Consider the following 18340-nt stretch of genomic DNA (forward strand, 5'->3'; position numbering starts at 1 on the left):
GCGTAGCCGTCACGCGGAACGTCTCCGCGCAGCCCAACCGGCCGAGGACACCAATGGCAATTGAAGCCACAGCCAGCGTTTCGACGATCCGCGACGAAGCGGTGACGGAATCGCCGTTCTACATTCCGATGACCGGCCCGACGGCGCGCCCGCGCCAGGTGCTCAAGCACGACGACACCTTCGTGGTGCTCGACAGCCATGGCGACATCGGCGCCTCGGCCGGCGGGCCGGACGGGCTGTTCAATGCCGATACCAGGTTCCTGGCCCGGCTCGAGCTGCTGCTCGACGACATGCAGCCGCTGCTGCTCGGCAGCAATATGCGCGACGACAATTCGGCGCTCACCGTCGACCTGACCAACCCCGACATCTACAGCAACGGCCGGCTGGTGCTGCAGAAGGACGTGCTGCATCTCGTGCGCACCATCTTCCTGTGGCACGGCACCGCGTATCAACGGATCGGCTTGCAGAACCACGGCGACCGCACCGCGGTGTTCGATCTGACGCTGTTGTTCGACAACGACTTCGCCGATCTGTTCGAAGTCCGCGGCGCGCAGCGCCCGCGCCGCGGCGCCGGCTCCAGCCGGTTGCTGGGTTTCAACGACGTGGCGCTGGACTATCGCGGGCTCGACGACATTACCCGCAGCAGCACCGTCCACCTGGAGCCGCGGCCGAGCCGGCTCGGCGTCAACGCCGCAACCTATCACCTCGAGCTCAAGCCGCAGGAGAACACCTCGCTGTTCGTGACGGTGTCGTGCAATCGCCCCAACACCGAACCGCTGATGCCATTTTTCAAAGGCCTGTTGGCGCATCGCCGCGAGATGCGGCAGCTCACCTCAGGCGCGACCTCGATCGAGACCTCCAACAACATCTTCAACGAAGTGGTCTGCCAGTCGATGGCCGACCTCAACATGCTGATGACCGAAACCCCGCAGGGCCGCTATCCCTACGCGGGAATCCCCTGGTACTCGACCACGTTCGGCCGCGACGGGCTGATCACCGCGCTGCAGATGCTGTGGATCGATCCGCGCGTCGCCCGCGGCGTGCTGCGGCGGCTCGCGCACTATCAGGCGACGGCGGTCGACCCGGTGAACGACGCCGCGCCCGGCAAGATCCTGCACGAGATGCGCGGCGGCGAAATGGCCTCGCTGCGCGAGGTGCCGTTCGCGCAATATTACGGCAGCGTGGATTCCACGCCGCTGTTCGTGATGCTGGCCGGGCTCTATGTCGAGCGCACCGGCGACGACGCCACGTTGGGCGACCTGTGGGAATCGATCGAGGCCGCGCTGCGCTGGATCGACGGCCCCGGCGACCCCGATCACGACGGCTTCGTCGAATATCAGCGCGCCACCGAAGAGGGTTTGCAGAACCAGGGTTGGAAGGATTCCTACGACGCCGTGTTCCACGCCGACGGCACGCTCGCCGAGGGCAACATCGCGCTGGCGGAAGTCCAGGGCTACGTGTTCGCCGCCAAGCAACTCGCCGCCCGCTGCGCCCGGCGGCTGGGGCTGAAGCACCAGGCCGACAAGCTCGACGACGAGGCGCGCCGGCTCGCCGCGCGGTTCGAAGAGGCGTTCTGGTGCGAAGAGCTCGGCACCTATGCGCTGGCGCTGGATGGCGCCAAGCGGCCGTGCCGGGTGCGCACCTCCAACGCCGGGCAATTGCTGTTCACCGGCATCGTGCGCGAGGACCGCGCCCGCTTGGTCGCCGCCGACCTGTTAGGGCCGCAGTTCTTTTCCGGCTGGGGCATCCGCACGGTGGCGCGCGGCGAGGCCCGCTACAATCCGATGTCGTATCACGACGGCTCGATCTGGCCGCACGACAACGCGCTGATCGCGCTCGGCTTCGCCCGCTACGGCCTGAAGCACGCGGTCGAGCAGCTGTTCAAGGGGCTGTTCGATGCGGCGAGCTACATGGAGCTGCGGCGATTGCCGGAACTGTTCTGCGGCTTCCAGCGCGAGCGTCGTCGCGGGCCGACGTTGTATCCGGTCGCCTGCGCGCCGCAGGCCTGGGCCAGCGCCACGCCCTTCACCCTGCTGGAGGCGTCGCTCGGACTGGAATTCGACGCCCGCCGCGGCGAAATCCGGCTGCGCAATCCGCGGCTGCCGGCGTTTCTCAACGAGGTGATCCTGCACGATCTGCAGCTCGGCGACTCCAGCGTCGATCTACGGGTCCGCCGCCACGGCGACGACGTCTCGCTGGAAGTGCTGCGCACCCGCGGCAAGATTCAGGTTTCGCTGTTACTTGCTCACTAGGAGAGCCGCCACCACCGCGGCGGTGCCGTCACCGGAAGGACCGATGCAGATACGTTTCAGCACAGCGTTCGTGATGGTCGCCCTGGTCAGCGTGGTTTCGGCGACGCTGCGTGCCGAGCCGTCCACCACCACCGGCCAGGCCGCGCCGCCTGCCGCCACCCCGCCTGGCGGGCCCCAAGGATCTGCGCCTCCGCCAGCGGCACCGCGGACCGACGCCGTCACTGCCGATCCGGTCAGTCCGAAGCCACCGGCCTCGGTGACGGTGCTCAGCAATGTCGAGGCCCGGGGCATATTGGGCCGCGAAGTGCGCAGCGCCGCCGACGAAGACATGGGCCGCATCGTCGACGTCATCGTCGACCGCGCCGGCCAGGTGCGCGCCGCGGTGATCGATTTCGGCGGCTTCCTCGGCGTCGGCAGCCGCAAGATCGTGGTCGACTGGGCGGCGCTGCGGTTCGGCAACGTCACCCGCAAGCAGGAGAAGATGACGCTGGAGCTGACCCGCGACCAAGTGCGCGCTGCGCCCGAGTACAAGGACAATCAGCCGATCGTGGTGCTCGGCGCCTCGGGCAATCTGGAGCCGCTGCGGTTCGATCCGGCGGCGGAGCGCTAAGCTGAACCGGCCCTTGCCCGATCAGGGGAACGAGCCGCGTCCGTCCGGCGCTGACGGCGACGCCCCGCTTCCGTCGTCGTCAGAGCCGAGCTTCACGCCGCCGTCGCGGCAAAGCCAGCGCGGGCTGGACTGGTTCATCTTCTTTCTCGCCGACGTGCAGACCGGCTTCGGGCCGTTCGTCGCGGTGTATCTCACCACGCAGAAATGGACCCAGGTCGAGATCGGCCTGGTGCTGTCGGTCGGCGGCATCGTCGGACTGATCGGACAGATGCCGGGCGGCGCGATCGTCGACGCCGCGCGCTCGGAACGTTTCGTCGCCGGGCTTGCCGTGGCGCTGATCGGCATCAGCGCGCTGGGCTATGCGGCGTGGCCGTTGTTTCCGATCGTGATGGCCTCGGCGACGCTGCACGCCGCAGCGAGCTGCGTGCTGGGACCGGCGATCGCCGCGATCAGTCTCGGTCTGGTCGGCCGCGCCGCGATCGGCGAGCGGCTCGGCCGCAACGCGCGCTACGCCTCGCTCGGCAACGGCGTCGCCGCCGCGGTGATGGGAACCTGCGGCTATCTGTTGTCGAGCCGCTCGGTGTTCCTGGTGACTTTCGTGCTGGCGATCCCGACGCTGATCGCGCTGTCGCGGATTCGCGGCGGCGAGATCGACGCCGAGCGCGCCCACGGCGCGCTGCCGCATGCCAATCCGCGGGCCGAAATTGCCAAACTGACGAATCTGCTGAAGCAGCGTCCGCTGTTGGTGTTCGCCGCGGCGATGCTGCTGCTGCAGCTCGCCAATGCGGCGATGCTGCCGCTGATGGCCGGCGTGGTCACCACGCGCTCCAGCGACGCCGCGCCGGCGCTGATCGCGTTCTGCATCGTCGTGCCGCAGGCGATCGTGGCGCTGGCCTCGCCCTCGGTCGGACGGTTCGCGCAAAGCTTCGGGCGCCGGCCGCTGCTGTTTGCCGGCTTTGCGGCGCTGGCGGTGCGCGGCCTGTTGTTCGCGATTGTCAGCGATCCTTACCTCCTGGTCGCCGTGCAGGTCTTTGACGGCGTCACTGCGGCGGTGTTCGCCGTGATGGTGCCGCTGATCGTCGCCGACGTCGCCTTCGGCTCCGGGCATTTCAGTTTCGCGCAGGGCATCGTCGGCACCGCCGGCGGCATCGGCGCCTCGCTCAGCAACGTGGTCGCGGGTTACGTCGCCGATCAGTTCGGAACCAGCGTGGCTTTTGTCGGCCTCGCCGCGGTGGCGGCGACCGGCTTGGCAATGGTGGTTCTTCTCATGCCGGAAACGCGGCGCCGCGTCTGAGCGGCGCCGCGTTTCATTTGCCGGGCGCAGTTCGCTGGCTGTTACCAGCGGTGACGCCAACCGCGATTCCAGCCGCCGTAGCCGCCATAGTAGCGCGGCCCGCCCCATGACGCGGCAATGACCGGCCCGCCATAGCCGTAGCCATAGGCCGGACGATAGCCGTAACGCGGAGCGTAGCCGTAATAAGCGCGGCGATAGCGCGGCCCGTAATAGGCGTAGCGCGGCGCATAGTAGCGCGGCGCATAATAGGCCGGCGCGTAACCGCCATAATACCCGCGATAGCCGGCGTAATACGGTCCGCCGCCATAACCGTAAGGACCGTAGGCGTAGGCGCTGGACGCCGCGCCGGCGAGAATTGCGCCCACCGCCAGTCCGCCGATCAGGCCGGGACCATAGCCGCCGCGCGCTTGGGCGGGAGCGGCCGACGCGACCGCGAGAGCCGCCACGGTGCCGACAACCAAAGCTGTCTTATTCATGGTCGATGTCCTCTTTACGTTACACCCGCGACAACGAGCTTGGATTTCAAAGGTTTCAGAAATACGGCGCTCGCCGCCGGGCCGACTGAAGATTTAATGATCGGCCGGGCGCTCGGAACCCCGCGCCCATCACACTTCGGTCATCGGTCCCGCTCGGCGCTTGTTGTGAGCGGATGCTGCGTGGCAAACCGCGCCGCGGTGAATATATCCCTGCCACATCGAATGAAGCATCCCACCCGTGAGAAAACTCGTGCTGGTCCTGTTATTGTTGCTGTTCGCGCCGCTCGCCGTATCGGCGGGAAAATACTGGTTGGGCGATCGCACCGTCGATTGGCAGACCGCCGACCGTTCCAGTGCGGGCCTGTTGCCGGCGCCGGCCGATCATCCCGAAGCGCTGGTCCGGGTGTTCGCCGCGCGCACCGTGCGCTGGCGCGGCATCTTCGCGGTGCATAGCTGGATCGTCACCAAAGAGGCCAACGCCCGCAAATACACCCGCTACGACTACACCGCCTGGGGCGATCCGATCCGGGTCAATGGCTTTGCCGCCGACGGCCGCTGGTTCGGCGACCTGCCGCAAGTCGTCGCCGCCGCCGACGGCGACGAGGCGGCCCTGATGATCCCGAAGATCCGCGCCGCGATCGAGAGCTATAAGCTGCGCTCTTACGGCGACTACCGGGCCTGGCCGGGGCCGAATTCCAACACCTTCGTGGCGGCGGCGCTGGCCGCGGTTCCCGAGTTGAAGACCACCCTGCCGCCGACCGCGATCGGCAAGGACTATCCCTATGACGGCGGCTGGGTCGGCGTGACGCCGTCCGGCACCGGCGTCCGCGCCACGCTCGGCGGCTATGTCGGGCTGACGGTCGGCTGGGTCGAGGGCGTCGAACTCAACGTGCTCGGCGCGGTGCTCGGCCTCGACCTGCGCCGCCCGGCGATCAAGCTGCCGGGGCTCGGCCGGATCGGGGTGGCGGTGGCGTGAGTTGTGTCCGCTTGGCGAGGACGTGATGCGTCGCGAATCTCTGCATGCAGCTGGCACACCCAGGCTGGCATACACCCAACATCACGCGGTCATTCCGGGGCGCGCGCCGCGACAGCGGCAAGCGAACCCGGAATCTTGCCTCGAGTCTGGGCGACGCAAACTCTCGGCCTTGCAGCGAGATTCCGGGTTCGCTCGAGCTACGCTCTCGCGCCCTGGAATGACGCGTTGTGAGGTTCACGCGGCTCGCGCCCGGCATGACGAACATGAGCGCCCCGAATGACGGGCTTGATTACTTCACCTTCGCCGGACTTGCTGTCGGCGCCGACGCTTGCGGCGGCACCGCCGCCGCCGTCACCACGTTCAGCGTCTTCAATTCCTCCGGCGTGAATACGAACAGCTTGTCCTTCGGCGTTTCCATGGCGTGCACCCAGACCTGCAGGTTGATGCCCATGTCGCCGAGGTAGCGCTGGCAGCGCGCCGAGATACGCTGCGCGTCGCTCATCTCGTCGCGCGGCGCGCCGGTGGCGGCCTGGCTCATCGCGAACACCTGATGCACGCCGATCGCGGCCTTGGCGCCGGCGCGGCGCTCGACGCCGCCGACAAACACCAACGGACACGACGACGCGCAATATTTTCCGGCGTCGACCTCGGTGGCGAGCTTCTTGTCGCGGATCAGCCGGCCCATCGCCAGCGCGTCGCCGACCGAGCCACCCGGCGAATTCAGCACTACGGTCTTGATGTACTCGCCGTGCTGGGCGATCTCGGCGGCGAAGGCTTCGGAGATGCCGGGCGTGATGGTGCCGGTGGCGAGCAAGCGGCCGCCATTCACCAGCTCGAAGGTCATCGGCTTGTTCATCACGCCGTCCGGCTGCGGCACCGGCTTGAGCCGCGGATTGCCGTCCGGCAGCCACGGCGACAGGATCGCCGGCAGGCCGGGCGACGCCTCGCGTTGCTCGGCCGGGGTCAGCGCGATGTCGGCCGGATTGAGCCAGCCGTTCATGGTGGCGAGGTCGGCGGCGAGCACCGCGAAGGTCACCGCCAGCGTGCCGCGGAACAGCCAGCGCAGCACCGACTCGTCCGGGTTGCCGGACAACCAGGCCTGGAACCGACGCTGCAAGATCGAGCCCTGCGCCATCGTCGATTACTTCGGATGCCGCGCCGAGGCCAGCGCGGTGACGTTCTCGTCGGCGGCGGCGGGCTCGCCGACCGCGGGCGCCGTGGCCGGCGCGCTCTGCGGCTCCGCCTCGCTCGGCACCGCACGGCGCGCGGTTTCCACCTCGCGCGCCATCTGCAACGCCGCCAGCATATCGCCGACGGTGACGCTCGAGGCGTTCGCCGCCGGCAGGCCTTCGCGGCGGATCGCGGCGTGCACCACGCACAGGATCAGCACCAGCACCGCCGGCATCAGGTCGATCGAGATCGCGCCGGCCCAGCTCGGAATGAAATCGCCGGCATAGCGCAACACGGCTTCCGCCGGCGACATCGACTGGAACCGGGCCGGCTCGACCCGCGGCATCGCCAAAATCTTGTCGGCGGCATCCGCCAGCGAGGTGGCCTGCATGGCGATCACGCCCTCGACCTTGCCGACCACGGCGCTCTGCCGGTCGGCGAGATCGGCGGTACGACCGCCGGCTACCGGGGCGATGAAGCCGGAGGACAACGTCGCTGCGGCGCGTTTCACCGCCGGCGCCACCGAGGTCTGCTGCAGATTGGCGATCACCCCCATCAGCGCCAGCGATTCCGTGGCGAAGGCATCGCTACGGCTGGCGATCGGACCGCGATCGGAAATCAGCTCGCGCATCTTCGCCAGATGCTTGCCGCCCTGCTCGAACAGCGCCGAGACCCGCTTGGCGGAGGCCTGCACCTCCTGACCCAAACTGTCGAGCTGGCCGGACATCTGCGTCATCAGCTGCACCACGGTTCCCGAGCCCGAGGTGCCGGTCAGCGAGCCGGCCTTCTCGGCGTCGGCCAACTTCGAGAACCGCGAGGCCGATAATTGGATATCCGGCAACAGCCCTTGCGCCGCGATGGCGTTGGTGTTGGCGGCGTCGAGATCGCGGGTGTAGTTCTGCACCGTGATCGACAGATGCTGCTGGATCGCCGCTGCGCCGGCCAGCGCCGAGGCGTTCAGCCACGACGACATCGCCACGATCATCAGCGAGCCGAGCAGCATGCAGCCGAACATCAGGTTGCGGCCCTTGGTCGAGACCACGTGCGGCATGAACTGCATCAGGAAGATCCAGAACGCGTAGATCCCGACCGACACCGCGACCGAATAGATCACCGCGGCGAAGAACACCGTCGAGGGGCTGCCGTTCAGCAGTTCGCGCACGCCCAGATAGGTGTAGACCCCGGCGGCCAGCGCCAGGATCGCAGTGGTGATTTTCAGCGTGGCTTCGAGCCGGTCAACGCCGCGCGACAAAAGCAGCGAGGTCGGAACCGCGGTGGTGGGCACGGTGGCGGAAACGGGAGCGGACTCTGTCGGCATGAGGCTTTCCAAAACATGCGATGCATCGCATGAACAACGCCCCCGCTGCTCGGCAATGCTGGTTATCTAGGGAATAATTCCGACGAGATTATGTTAATCACTCAACGGTGTCGTCGCGGCATGGCGACTTAGCAGCACGCCGAGAAAGCCACCCGGGGGCCGTTGCCGCTAGCGCCGGTGCCGCACCGCGCGGCGATGCCGCCGGAGCACCGGCTCGGGCGGCGCCACCAGCACGCGCGCGCCCAATTCCCGCCGCGACTCGATCAATCGCTGGTCGTAGCCCGGCGACGGCGTCACCGTCGGCGGCGCCGCGAAGGCGGGGCCGATCAGACCTGCCCCGGTCAGCAGGAGGGCGAAAGCGATCGCACTGCGGTGAATCATGCCGGCACTCCTGCGGTTCGAGAACCTCATCGTCGCGCGCCGCGAGACTTAACGCGGCGCGCTCGGCGCGGTCAGCGGCACCACGACCTCGTTGCGCCGCAAAAACGGCAGCGTCCATGGCGGATTGTAGAACAGCGCCGTCACCTCGCCCGCGGCGCGCCAGTCGGTAGCGGCGAGCGCGTGGGTCAGCTCAGCGGTCCGCGCCGCCACCGCGGCGTCGCCGGTCGAGCCGGAGAACCGCAGCGCCGCGACCGTCGACGCCGGCCGCTCCACCAGCTTCACGCGCGGGTCCGACGGGTCGGGAAGCTGCTCGCGGGAATATTCGCTCGGCATGAAGAACCGCATCACCAGGCCGTCGTCGGCCTTGCCGACCTCGACCGGGACGGTCATCGCGATCTTGCTGCCGGGCGAGCTGACTTCCACCGGCGAGGTCATCGCGATCTTCTGCTTGCCGTTGTTGGCGCCGAAGATGTAACCGGCGACCAGGCGGAATGCCTCGCCACGCGCATTGCTCGAGCTGCCCTGCACGGTGGTCTCGGCGGCGAGCCGTGCCGGATAATGGCGGATCTCGATCGAGTCGCCGATCCGCGCGATCACGTCGTAGCGCGGCTGCTCGGTGCCCAGGTTGATCCCGAAAATCGAAATCATGCCGAACACCACCGATTGCAGGAAATTGAGGACCGACTGCAGCATGCTGTGCAGATAAGCCAGCGCATCGCCGGTTCAATCCCGTCGAGACAACTCATACAACTCATAAGTGCTGCGCTGCTGGCCGCGCACGGTTCGACGGCGCGCAGCTTCTCAGCCGGCGGCGGCGAATTCGCCGCCCGCGGTGGCCGGTTCGGTCGCAAAGCGCGCGACGTTGCATTCGCGAAAATGGAATGCAATTTCGGCCAGCGCGATTTGCTGCCACTCTTCGGCTTTGGCCGACCAGAACGCGCGGCGGGTCGGATCCCGCAGGGCGCGCTCCCGGCACATCGCTTCCTGACTGCGGATCGCAATGAGCTTGTTCATGCACTCCACTCCTGACAGCGTGAAGCCAACTAACGCACGAACGATACCACTATTGTGACGACGAGACGGTGCCAATTCCGTGAGAGAAATAAGAACAGTTCAACGTCAAAAATCCGTTGCAGCGCAGCAGAAGCCGACGCGGCGCTACAGGCAGTAGGACAGCTGATCTTCGGTGGCGACCCGCTCGATATTTTCCAGCTTGCTGCGGATCCGGTAGCGCAACCGGCCATCAGCTTCGATCGGCAAACGCTGCACGATCGTGTAGACCTTGGGCTGCTCGACCGTGACGCGCCCCTGAGGCCCCTGCCCCCGGTGGAGGACGTCTTCGTTGAGTGCATAGGCGTGGGACATCTGAGCCTCGTGATTAGGACCGCTTTCACCGGCAGCGCGATGCGGTCGCGCGCTGCATTCGCCCCATCTTAAACCTTGCGACGCTGCATGTGGTGAAAAACCACACCCGAAACTTCATCGATATGAATAGCGCGTGTTCCCGGCACCGCCGCCCGGCTCTCGCAAACTAGCGCGAAATCCCGCTACAGACCGTACAATGTTGAACATGCGAGGTAATTTTCGGGGATAGCCATGATCGCGGGCGCGCGAGATGAGCTTTACCGGCATACTGGCCTACACATGCGAATTCATCTATATGACATGAATGAGCAAGTCCCTGACCTCGCTTCCGGCCGCCGAATTGGAACCTGACGTCGCTGCAGACGCCTCGCCGGCAGGCGGGCATTCGGCGGAACTCGACACGCTGATGCTCAAGGCCCGCAAGGCCAGCAACTTTCTCAAAGCGCTGTCGCACGAAAACCGGCTGCTGCTGCTCTGCCTGTTGGCGGAGCGCGAGCGCTCGGTCGGCGAGCTGGAGAGCATCCTGGCGATGCGGCAATCCGCGGTGTCGCAGCAATTGGCGCGGCTGCGTTACGACGGCATGGTCGACACCAGGCGCGACGGCAAGACGATCTATTACCGCCTCGCCAGCGAGGACGTGCGCCGCGTCATCGCGGTGATCTACGACATCTTCTGCGGACCGCCGAACACCGACCCCACGGCGTAAGACGCCGGCGGCTAAGCCCGCTTCTCACTGCGCAGCACCACATAGATCGCCGGAATCACCAAGACCGTCAGCAGCGTCGAAGACGCGAGGCCAAACAGCAGCGAGATCGCCAGCCCCTGGAAGATCGGGTCGAGCAGGATGGTGGCCGCCCCGATCATCGCGGCCAGCGCGGTCAGCAGGATCGGCTTGAACCGCACCGCGCCGGCCTGCAGCACGATCTCGCGCACCGTCTTGTGCTGCCCGGGACTGTGGCGGATGAAATCCACCAACAGGATCGAGTTGCGCACGATGATGCCCGCCAGCGCGATGAAGCCGATCATCGACGTCGCAGTGAACGCGGCGCCGAGCAGCCAATGCCCGATTAGAATGCCGATCAGCGTCAGCGGGATCGGCGTCAGGATCACCAGCGGCAGCTTGAAGCTGCGGAACTGCGCCACCACCAGCACATAGATGCCGAGGATCGCCGCGCCGAACGCCGCCCCCATGTCGCGAAACGTGACGTAAGTAATCTCCCACTCGCCGTCCCACAGCAGCGTCGGCTTGGATTCGTCGAACGGCTGGCCGTGCATGGCGATCGCGGGCTTCGGCAAGGCGCCCCAATCATGCGCGTCGATCTTGTCCGCCACCGCGAACATGCCGTAGAGCGGCGCCTCGAAGCGTCCGGCGAGTTCGGCCATCACCATGTCGGCGAAGCGGCCGTCGCGGCGAAACAGCATCGGCGAGCCGTCCTCGTAACTCGCCTTCACCACCTGCCCGAGCTCGACCACGGTCTTGGCGCCGGGCTGCGCGTTGGCCGGCACCGGGGTCGAGGCCAAGGCTTCGGTCCAGGCAAGATCACGCTTCGGCAGCCGCACCGCGATCTCGATCGGGTTGCGGTCCTCGCCGCGATGCGAATAGCCGACCGAGACGCCGCCGAACAATGTTGCGATGGTGTCGTAGACGTCGCGCTGCTCGACGCCGAAGAATTCCAGCCGATCCTGATCGATCGACAGCCGCAGCCGCGGCCGCTTCTCGCCGATCGAATCGTCGATATCGACGATGAACGGCACCTCGGCGAACAGCTTCTTGGTCTCCAAGGCCACAGCACGCCGGGTCGCGGCGTCGGGAGCATAGATTTCGGCGAGCAGCGTCGACAGCACCGGCGGTCCGGGCGGCACTTCGACGACCTTGATACTAGTGCCGGCGGGGACCACGACGGCCTTCAGCCGCTCGCGCAGATCGAGCGCGATGGCGTGGCTAGCGCGGGCGCGATGCTCGCGGCCGGCGAGATTGACCTGCAGCTCGCCGAGCTCCGGCCGCTCGCGCAAGTAATAATGCCGCACCAGGCCGTTGAAGTTGAACGGCGCCGGCGTGCCGGCATAGCTTTGCACCGAACTGATTTCGGGAAGACCGCGCGCGATGGCGGCTGCGGCGAACAGCGTGCGCTCGGTGGCCTCGAGGCTGGCGCCTTCCGGCAGATCGACCATCACGGCGATCTCGGATTTGTTGTCGAACGGCAACAGCTTCACCGTCACCGACTTGGTGGCGAACAGCGCCATCGACAGCAAAGTCGCAATGCCGACGCCGAGCAGAAAAATCCACGCCGAGCGCTTGCTGGCGATGATCGGCGTGGCGATGCGGCGATACAACCGGCCGAGCCGGCCCTCGTCGTGCCCGCCATGTCCCGCGACCACGGCGCCGTCGCGCGGCGCCAGCCGCAGCATCAGCCACGGCGCCACCACCATGGCGACGAAAAACGAGAACAGCATCGCCGCCGAGGCGTTCGCCGGGATCGGCGCCATATAGGGGCCCATCAACCCCGAGACGAACAGCATCGGCAGCAATGCGGCGACCACCGTCAGCGTCGCGATCACCGTGGGGTTGCCGACTTCGGCGACGGCTTCGATGGTCGCCTGCAGCCGCGGCCGGCCGTCCTGCATCGCCCAATGCCGTGCGATGTTTTCCACAACTACAATCGCGTCGTCGACCAGAATGCCGATCGAGAAGATCAGCGCGAACAGGCTGACGCGATTGATGGTGTAGCCCATCAGATTGGCGGCAAACAGCGTCAAGAGAATCGTGGTCGGGATCACCACCGCGGTGACCAGCGCCTCGCGCCAGCCGATCGCGAAGCCGATCAGCACCACGATCGAAATCGTCGCGATGCCGAGATGCAGCAACAGCTCGTTGGCCTTGTCGTTGGCGGTTTCGCCATAATCGCGGCTCACCGTGACGACGACATCATTGGGGATCAGCCGCGCCTTCAAGCCGTCGAGCCGCTCGGCGATCGCCTTCGACACCACCACCGCATTGGCGCCGGCGCGCTTGGCCAGCGCCAGGCTCACCGCGGGCACGCGCTGCCAGTCGCCGTTGCGGTCGCGCGCCTCGCTCCACACCCGATGCTCGCTGGCGTTGGGGCCGATCACCACCGACGCCACGTCCTTGACGTAGACCGGGCGGCCGTCGCGGGTCGCAATCAGCAACAGCCCGATATCGGGAATCCCGGATAGCGTCTGCCCCGCCGAGACGCTGCGCACGATGCCGGCGTCGCGCACCGCGCCGGCCAGGAACGAGCGGTTGGCGTCCTTCACCTTGGCGACCAGTTGCTGCAGCGTGACGCCGAACAGCGACAGTTTCTCCGGATCGGGCTCGACCCGGATCTGCTGGGCGCCGCCACCGGAAATGTATGTCAGACCGATGCTGTCGACCTTCATCAGTTCGGCGCGCAGCTTGTCGGCGAGTTCGAACAGATCCTTGTCGGTCCAGCGCGCGGCGGCTTCGGGCGTCGGCGACAGCGTCAGCACGGAAACCGCGACGTCGTTGATGCCGCGGCCGACGATCAACGGCTCGGCGATGCCGACCGGGATGCGGTCGAGATTGGCGCGGATCTTTTCATGGACGCGCAGGATGGCGTCTTCCGATTTGGTGCCGACCAGGAACCGCGCGGTGACCATGACGCGGTCGTCTTCGGTCTGGCTGTAGACGTGCTCGATGCCGTCGATGCTCTTGACGATGGCTTCCAGCGGCTTGGTGACGAGCTCGACCGCGTCCGGTGCGCGCAAGCCGTCGGCGTTGACGCGGATGTCGACCATCGGCACGCTGATCTGCGGCTCCTCCTCGCGCGGAATCGCGATGAGCGCGAACAGCCCGACGATCAAGGCTGCGAGCAGAAACAGCGGCGTCAGCGGCGAGCCGATGGTGGCCTGCGTCAATCGTCCCGACAGTCCGAGCTTCACGGCTGCACCAGGCGGTCGCCGTTGCCGATCCCGGACAAGATCTCGAGGCCGTTAGGCAGCTCCGGGCTCGGCGCGTCGCGGCCGCGCTGCACCGGCGTGACGATGGCGCCGCCCGGCTGCTCGATGCTGACGTAGTCGATGCCGAATCTCGTGGTCACGTAGTTCGCGGGGATCACAAAGGCCGAGCGCTCGCCGCCGGCGATCCACACCCGCAGCCGATCGCCGACGAAATACTCGCCGAGCCCGTCGACCTTGGCGTCGGCGACGACGCGGCCGTCTTCGATCTGCGGATAGATCAGATCGATGGTGCCGAACCGCGGCGCCGCCGCACCGATCTCGCCGCCGTCGACCCGCACCTTGTCGCCGAGCTTCAGCGAGCGGGCGTGGCGCTCCGGAATCCGCAGCCGCAATTTGAAATCCTGCTGCGCGATGGTCGCCACCGCGTCGCCGGGCAGCACCACCGAGCCGACCGCCACCAGCTTTTTCAGCACCCGGCCATCGGCCGGCGCCAGCACCTCACCTTCGTTGAACTGCTGCTGCACCACGGAGCGCTCGGCGGTGCGCGCCCGCAAGCCGTTCTCGGCGACGTTGAGCGCGGTGCGCGCCTCATCCAGCTTGACGCGCGGCAGCGTGCCGCGTTCGACCAGGCCCTCGACGCGGGTGAAATCGATCTGCGCCTGGCTCGATTGCGCCTGCAGCGCGTCGATCTGCGCGTCCAGCGCCTTCATCTGCAGCGCCAGCTTCTCGTCGCCGATCGCGGCGATCGCCTGGCCGCGGGTGACGGCGTCGCCTTCCTTGACCTTGAGCTGCACCACGGTGCCGCCGATCCGGCCGCGCGCGGGCACCACGCTGACGCTCTCGACGGTGGCGAACACCGCCTTGTCGTCGGCCACGGTCCGCGCCGCCACGGTGAGCGGCTCGGCGCGGAGCGGCGTCGCAGGGATCAGAAGCGCAGCCAGCAGGCCGCAGGCGAGGATGCCGCGCATGTTAGGTCTTCTTCGCTGTCTTGGTGGGAGATTTGGGCGAGGTCTTGTTCAGCGCGGGCGGGCAATACACCCGATACAGCGTGGTGAGCAGCTCGCGCGCCGGCGCGCTGGCGATCGAGTAGTAGATGGTCTGGGCGTCGCGCCGCGCCGCCACCAGCCCGTCCTTGCGCAGCAGCGCCAGATGCTGCGACACCGTGGAATCCCGCAGCCCCAACAGTTGGGCGAGATCGCCCACCGAGCGTTCGCCGTCGACCAATTGACAAATGATCAGCAGCCGGTGCCGGTTGGACAGCGCCTTCAACAATTCGCTGGCCTGATCGGCGGCTTGTTCCATCGCGTCGATGTTCATTTTCATAGTTGCGTATATACGCATATACGAATATGAAGTCAACCGGCCGGCGTGGCTGTCCCTGGTCCGCCGACAGCGAGAAAGGACGATGCGATGAATATCGATCAGGCGGTGCTCGGCTTTGCCGGCAGCGTGGTGCTGACCAGCCTGCTGCTCGGCTGGCTGGCCAGTCCGTATTGGCTGCTGCTCGCGGGCTTTGCCGGCGCCAACATGATTCAGGCCGCGATCACCGGGTTCTGCCCGGCGGCGATCGCGTTCCGGAAGCTCGGATTGCGCAGCGGCGCGGCGTTCTCCTGACCGGCGCCGCCGCGGACGGCGTCAGCCGCCGCAGTTGCAATCGCAGCCGCCCTCTTCGGCGCCGTGGACGTGCGGCGCCGGCGCAATGAGCGTGCCGGCAACAAACTGCGCGACGGCGGCGGCCGGATCGGTTTCCGCGGTGGCCACGGTCTGCACGCCGCGCGCGGCCATCCGGTTGACGAAACCGGCGCCGGCGCTGCCGGCGATCACCACGTCGACGGCATCCAGCGGATGCGCGCCGTCGTCCTGGAATTCGTGGATCGCAAGCTCCTTCGGCAGATCGAGCCGCTCGACCTCGTGGGGCGGCTGGCCGGGCGCGGCGTCGAACACCAGGAAGCGGCGGCTCTTGCCGGCGTGGCCGGTGACGGTGCGGAAATTCTGGCTGGCGACGGCGATCAGCATGGGTGGGTCTTTCTCAAGCACAAGGGATTTGCGGCGCGCGGCGTCGCGCGCCGGCGCGGCTTCGCCGCGACGGGGTCAATGTCGTGAAAGCAGCGAGCGATCAGATCAGCCGGTGGTGCCGATCCGGATCTTGCTGTCGGAAAGAAATTCATACGGCACCAGAGCAAGATTGAGCGGCGCCGGCCCCAGCCGGGCGCGGCCGGAGGAGTCGTACTGCGAGCCGTGGCACTGGCAGAACCAGCCCTCGTAATTGCCCTGGTGTTCGGTCGGGATGCAGCCGAGATGGGTGCAGATCGCCGATACCACCAGCCATTGCTCGTGGCCGGGCTTGACCCGCGCGGAGTCCGGCTGCGGATCGCGGAAGCTCTGCCAGTCGGCGGTCTGCGCCGATTCGATCTCCTGCGGGGTGCGGTGGTTGATGAAGATCGGCTGGCCGCGCCAGAACACCTTGATCACCTGCCCGGCCGCCATCGGCGCGAGATCGACCTCGAGCGGAAAGCCGGCGGCGACGGTGGAGGCGTCGGGGTTGAGCTGCACCACCAACGGCCAGGCCGCGGCGACCGCGCCCACGGCGGCGACGGCGCCGGTCGCAAGATAGAGCACGTCGCGCCGTGTCGGTTGTTCCGGAAGAAGTGTTGCGGTGGTCATCGGGGTCTCCTGCTTGGCTTGGTTGCGCCGTCCTTGCGGAGCGCGTGGTTGAGTTCAGAAATACATCATCGCCGTGACGGCCTTGTCAGAGTTTGCGTAGCTCTCCCGCCGCGCGCGCCAGCACGGCGACCAATTCGGCTTCGGCCTCGGAGTCTTTGCCGAGTTGCTTGATGGCGACGTCGCGCAGATTGTCGAGCGCCGCGCGGACCAGGGCGGGCAAGGCGTTGGCCTCGGCAGTTCCGGCGGCGGCCTGATCGTTGCGCTGCCGCAACAGCTCGGCGCGCTCGCCGACCGACGTCAGCCGATCGAACACCGCGTCGGCAACGGCGCGATTGTCGGCGAGATAGCCGGCACCTTCCTCGGTGATGACGTAGAGCTTCTTGGCGCCTTCCGGCTGCGCGGTCAGGTGGCCGACTTCTTCCAGAAAGGTCAGCGTCGGATAGACCACGCCCGGGCTCGGCGCGTACCAGCCCGCGGTCTTTTCCTCGATGACCTTGATGATGTCGTAGCCGTGGCGGGGCTGCTCGGCGATCAAGGCCAAAGCGATCAGCTTGAGGTCGCCCTGCCCCAGCATGCGCCCGACGCGAAGCATTTCGCCGCCGGCGCCGCGTCCGCCACCCCGGCGTCCGCGACACCCCATTCCGCCACAGCGTCGGCCACCGAAATCGTCCATCGAGAACTCCAAAAGATATATCTTCTAATATAGCTTAGCGGACACGCGTAAAGATATATCTTTTTTGTTCGCCCCGGTTGCCCCTCATCGCAATGCAGCCGATCCGTGCGCCGTGGCCGGGCTGCGGCGAAAGTCCCGCGACCGTAGCTTCGCAACCGCAGCAGCAACCGGCGGCAGACGGGGTGCACGTCACTGCGGTGCTCCGTCCGCTCCGGAGCCACAACTAACTAATCGAATAACGCGAGAAGAGGACTCGGCGCACGCTCCACGAGAGCAATGCGCACCGCCGGTTGCGCGCAACAATCTCGACTTCGCGGAATCGAACGATGCAAACAGCAGACCGACGCAACTCATACGCAGCAAGAATTCTCCGGGCTACTGCACGTTGCATCAGCAGGCATTGAACGAGCTGCTTTGGTCGAGATGAGTCGCCGAAGCGACTTACAGAAAACGGGCGATCTCGATCCGCAACTAACAGAGACACATCGACACAATCCAGAGCTCTGTGACGAACTAATCGAATCATACCTTAGTTGCGGTGTGGAGCGGCGTCGAATAACATAGACACCTTGAGGCGGCGACCACTCACGCGCAGCCTTCGCAGACAACCGAGTTACCCAATGGCCACGATACAAACACTTCTGGTGCTAGCGCTGCTTTGGTGGGTGTGGTCGCAAATTCAACGGCTGTTCGATCGTCATATCGACTTCTGACGTCCTGTCGTGACAGAAAAGTTCGCGACATTTCTCGCCGTCGGCGCCGCCGCTGCCGCATTGAATATCGTTGCCCGGATTGTCTTCGAGCTGGCGGTGCCGTTCGACGCCGCGGTGGTGCTCGCCTATCTGGTCGGAATGACCGCCGCGTTTTTTCTCAACAAGTTTTTCGTCTTCGGCAGATCGTCGGCGCCGGTCGCCGTTCAATACGGCCGCTTTTGTGTGGTCAACGCCTTCGCGCTCGCGCAAGTCTGGCTGGTGAGCGTCGGCCTTGAACGACTGCTGTTTCCGGCCATCGGTCTGACCTGGCACTCGCAGCTGCTCGCGCACGTCATCGGCGTCGCCACTCCGGTCGTCAGCAGCTACATCGGTCATCGCGACTACTCGTTCCGATGATCTCCTCACTTGCGCTCGCCGCGATCGCGTCGTGTCCGCCTGCCACATGGGTGCGCCGTGTGACGGGCGACCTCGATTGCCCGGCTGGTGTGGCTCGGCGCGCCCATCCCTAT

20 protein-coding genes are annotated in these 18340 nt (G+C 66.6%); 7 read left to right on the forward strand and 13 right to left on the reverse strand.

Annotation, left to right across the window (positions count from 1 at the left end; translation table 11 throughout):
* The first annotated feature begins 53 nt into the window (after positions 1-53).
* From HNR60_RS18250 to HNR60_RS18260, 3 genes are read left to right on the forward strand one after another with little or no spacing between them, the layout of a single operon-like run.
* Positions 54-2252, forward strand: a complete 2199-nt coding sequence (locus tag HNR60_RS18250) for an amylo-alpha-1,6-glucosidase (RefSeq protein WP_184260297.1) — start codon at positions 54-56, stop codon at positions 2250-2252.
* Positions 2253-2295: 43 nt separating this feature from the next.
* Complete coding sequence (locus HNR60_RS18255; RefSeq protein WP_184260300.1) at positions 2296-2862, forward strand: PRC-barrel domain-containing protein; 567 nt, start codon at positions 2296-2298, stop codon at positions 2860-2862.
* A 13-nt stretch (positions 2863-2875) separates the two neighbouring features.
* On the forward strand, positions 2876-4156 hold the full coding sequence (locus tag HNR60_RS18260; protein WP_184260303.1) for an MFS transporter: 1281 nt from the start codon (positions 2876-2878) through the stop codon (positions 4154-4156).
* Positions 4157-4197: 41 nt separating this feature from the next.
* Here the strand turns inward: HNR60_RS18260 and HNR60_RS18265 are convergent, their stop codons facing one another.
* Positions 4198-4632 carry a hypothetical protein gene (locus HNR60_RS18265; protein WP_184260306.1) on the reverse strand — a complete coding sequence of 145 codons (435 nt, stop codon included), beginning with the start codon at positions 4630-4632 and terminating at the stop codon, positions 4198-4200.
* 229 nt (positions 4633-4861) lie between these two features.
* Between HNR60_RS18265 and HNR60_RS18270 the strand changes: the two genes are divergently transcribed.
* Entirely contained in the window at positions 4862-5608 is a 747-nt protein-coding gene (locus HNR60_RS18270; RefSeq protein WP_347339356.1) for a DUF3750 domain-containing protein, read from the forward strand.
* Between the two features lie 289 nt (positions 5609-5897).
* On the opposite strand, the gene HNR60_RS18275 is transcribed toward HNR60_RS18270, so the two are convergent.
* The 6 genes from HNR60_RS18275 to HNR60_RS18300 all read right to left on the reverse strand — a co-directional run bounded on the left by HNR60_RS18275 (position 5898) and on the right by HNR60_RS18300 (position 9842).
* Positions 5898-6743 (reverse strand): COG3904 family protein, encoded by an 846-nt coding sequence (locus HNR60_RS18275; protein ID WP_184260310.1) that lies wholly within the window; start codon positions 6741-6743, stop codon positions 5898-5900.
* Between the two features lie 6 nt (positions 6744-6749).
* A complete protein-coding gene (locus tag HNR60_RS18280; protein ID WP_184260313.1) occupies positions 6750-8096 on the reverse strand; it encodes a hypothetical protein in 1347 nt (448 codons plus the stop codon).
* A gap of 168 nt (positions 8097-8264) precedes the next feature.
* Positions 8265-8477, reverse strand: a complete 213-nt coding sequence (locus HNR60_RS18285) for a hypothetical protein (protein ID WP_246433001.1) — start codon at positions 8475-8477, stop codon at positions 8265-8267.
* A 48-nt stretch (positions 8478-8525) separates the two neighbouring features.
* A complete protein-coding gene (locus tag HNR60_RS18290) occupies positions 8526-9170 on the reverse strand; it encodes an SOUL family heme-binding protein (RefSeq protein ID WP_184260317.1) in 645 nt (214 codons plus the stop codon).
* 108 nt (positions 9171-9278) lie between these two features.
* Positions 9279-9491 carry a hypothetical protein gene (locus HNR60_RS18295; protein ID WP_184260320.1) on the reverse strand — a complete coding sequence of 71 codons (213 nt, stop codon included), beginning with the start codon at positions 9489-9491 and terminating at the stop codon, positions 9279-9281.
* A 144-nt stretch (positions 9492-9635) separates the two neighbouring features.
* On the reverse strand, positions 9636-9842 hold the full coding sequence (locus HNR60_RS18300) for a hypothetical protein (RefSeq protein ID WP_184260323.1): 207 nt from the start codon (positions 9840-9842) through the stop codon (positions 9636-9638).
* A 304-nt stretch (positions 9843-10146) separates the two neighbouring features.
* Here HNR60_RS18300 and HNR60_RS18305 point away from each other — a divergent pair, with 304 nt between their 5' ends.
* On the forward strand, positions 10147-10548 hold the full coding sequence (locus tag HNR60_RS18305; RefSeq protein WP_430694986.1) for a metalloregulator ArsR/SmtB family transcription factor: 402 nt from the start codon (positions 10147-10149) through the stop codon (positions 10546-10548).
* 11 nt (positions 10549-10559) lie between these two features.
* Here the strand turns inward: HNR60_RS18305 and HNR60_RS18310 are convergent, their stop codons facing one another.
* The 3 genes from HNR60_RS18310 to HNR60_RS18320 are packed head-to-tail and all read right to left on the reverse strand — an operon-like array spanning position 10560 to position 15083.
* Positions 10560-13763, reverse strand: coding sequence for an efflux RND transporter permease subunit (locus HNR60_RS18310; protein WP_184260326.1), 3204 nt, complete (start codon positions 13761-13763; stop codon positions 10560-10562).
* Positions 13760-14749, reverse strand: a complete 990-nt coding sequence (locus HNR60_RS18315; RefSeq protein WP_184260329.1) for an efflux RND transporter periplasmic adaptor subunit — start codon at positions 14747-14749, stop codon at positions 13760-13762. Before HNR60_RS18315 ends, HNR60_RS18310 begins: the two co-directional genes overlap by 4 nt.
* Position 14750: 1 nt before the next feature.
* Positions 14751-15083, reverse strand: a complete 333-nt coding sequence (locus HNR60_RS18320) for an ArsR/SmtB family transcription factor (protein ID WP_430694988.1) — start codon at positions 15081-15083, stop codon at positions 14751-14753.
* Positions 15084-15191: 108 nt separating this feature from the next.
* Between HNR60_RS18320 and HNR60_RS18325 the strand changes: the two genes are divergently transcribed.
* On the forward strand, positions 15192-15395 hold the full coding sequence (locus HNR60_RS18325) for a YgaP family membrane protein (RefSeq protein ID WP_184260335.1): 204 nt from the start codon (positions 15192-15194) through the stop codon (positions 15393-15395).
* 21 nt (positions 15396-15416) lie between these two features.
* On the opposite strand, the gene HNR60_RS18330 is transcribed toward HNR60_RS18325, so the two are convergent.
* The 3 genes from HNR60_RS18330 to HNR60_RS18340 form a co-directional block, all read right to left on the reverse strand.
* Positions 15417-15797, reverse strand: a complete 381-nt coding sequence (locus HNR60_RS18330; RefSeq protein WP_184260338.1) for a NifB/NifX family molybdenum-iron cluster-binding protein — start codon at positions 15795-15797, stop codon at positions 15417-15419.
* A gap of 105 nt (positions 15798-15902) precedes the next feature.
* A complete protein-coding gene (gene petA / locus HNR60_RS18335; RefSeq protein WP_184260341.1) occupies positions 15903-16445 on the reverse strand; it encodes a ubiquinol-cytochrome c reductase iron-sulfur subunit in 543 nt (180 codons plus the stop codon).
* Positions 16446-16530: 85 nt separating this feature from the next.
* Positions 16531-17118: a PadR family transcriptional regulator gene (locus HNR60_RS18340; RefSeq protein WP_184260344.1), complete on the reverse strand. Its 588-nt coding sequence runs from the start codon at positions 17116-17118 to the stop codon at positions 16531-16533.
* Between the two features lie 722 nt (positions 17119-17840).
* On the opposite strand from HNR60_RS18340, the gene HNR60_RS18345 reads away from it, so the two are divergent.
* Positions 17841-18227: a GtrA family protein gene (locus HNR60_RS18345; protein WP_184260347.1), complete on the forward strand. Its 387-nt coding sequence runs from the start codon at positions 17841-17843 to the stop codon at positions 18225-18227.
* Positions 18228-18340 lie beyond the last annotated feature (113 nt).

It is taken from the genome of Rhodopseudomonas rhenobacensis, from assembly GCF_014203125.1.
GTDB lineage: Bacteria > Pseudomonadota > Alphaproteobacteria > Rhizobiales > Xanthobacteraceae > Rhodopseudomonas_A > Rhodopseudomonas_A rhenobacensis.

Coding starts and splice junctions, on each gene's coding strand:
- HNR60_RS18250 (WP_184260297.1), top strand. CDS start 54: ATGGCAATTGAAGCCACAGCCAGCGTTTCGACGATCCGCGACGAAGCG.
- HNR60_RS18255 (WP_184260300.1), top strand. CDS start 2,296: ATGCAGATACGTTTCAGCACAGCGTTCGTGATGGTCGCCCTGGTCAGC.
- HNR60_RS18265 (WP_184260306.1), bottom strand. CDS start 4,632: ATGAATAAGACAGCTTTGGTTGTCGGCACCGTGGCGGCTCTCGCGGTC.
- HNR60_RS18275 (WP_184260310.1), bottom strand. CDS start 6,743: ATGGCGCAGGGCTCGATCTTGCAGCGTCGGTTCCAGGCCTGGTTGTCC.
- HNR60_RS18280 (WP_184260313.1), bottom strand. CDS start 8,096: ATGCCGACAGAGTCCGCTCCCGTTTCCGCCACCGTGCCCACCACCGCG.
- HNR60_RS18285 (WP_246433001.1), bottom strand. CDS start 8,477: ATGATTCACCGCAGTGCGATCGCTTTCGCCCTCCTGCTGACCGGGGCA.
- HNR60_RS18290 (WP_184260317.1), bottom strand. CDS start 9,170: ATGCTGCAGTCGGTCCTCAATTTCCTGCAATCGGTGGTGTTCGGCATG.
- HNR60_RS18295 (WP_184260320.1), bottom strand. CDS start 9,491: ATGAACAAGCTCATTGCGATCCGCAGTCAGGAAGCGATGTGCCGGGAG.
- HNR60_RS18300 (WP_184260323.1), bottom strand. CDS start 9,842: ATGTCCCACGCCTATGCACTCAACGAAGACGTCCTCCACCGGGGGCAG.
- HNR60_RS18305 (WP_430694986.1), top strand. CDS start 10,147: ATGAGCAAGTCCCTGACCTCGCTTCCGGCCGCCGAATTGGAACCTGAC.
- HNR60_RS18315 (WP_184260329.1), bottom strand. CDS start 14,749: ATGCGCGGCATCCTCGCCTGCGGCCTGCTGGCTGCGCTTCTGATCCCT.
- HNR60_RS18320 (WP_430694988.1), bottom strand. CDS start 15,083: ATGGAACAAGCCGCCGATCAGGCCAGCGAATTGTTGAAGGCGCTGTCC.
- HNR60_RS18325 (WP_184260335.1), top strand. CDS start 15,192: ATGAATATCGATCAGGCGGTGCTCGGCTTTGCCGGCAGCGTGGTGCTG.
- HNR60_RS18330 (WP_184260338.1), bottom strand. CDS start 15,797: ATGCTGATCGCCGTCGCCAGCCAGAATTTCCGCACCGTCACCGGCCAC.
- petA (WP_184260341.1), bottom strand. CDS start 16,445: ATGACCACCGCAACACTTCTTCCGGAACAACCGACACGGCGCGACGTG.
- HNR60_RS18340 (WP_184260344.1), bottom strand. CDS start 17,118: ATGGACGATTTCGGTGGCCGACGCTGTGGCGGAATGGGGTGTCGCGGA.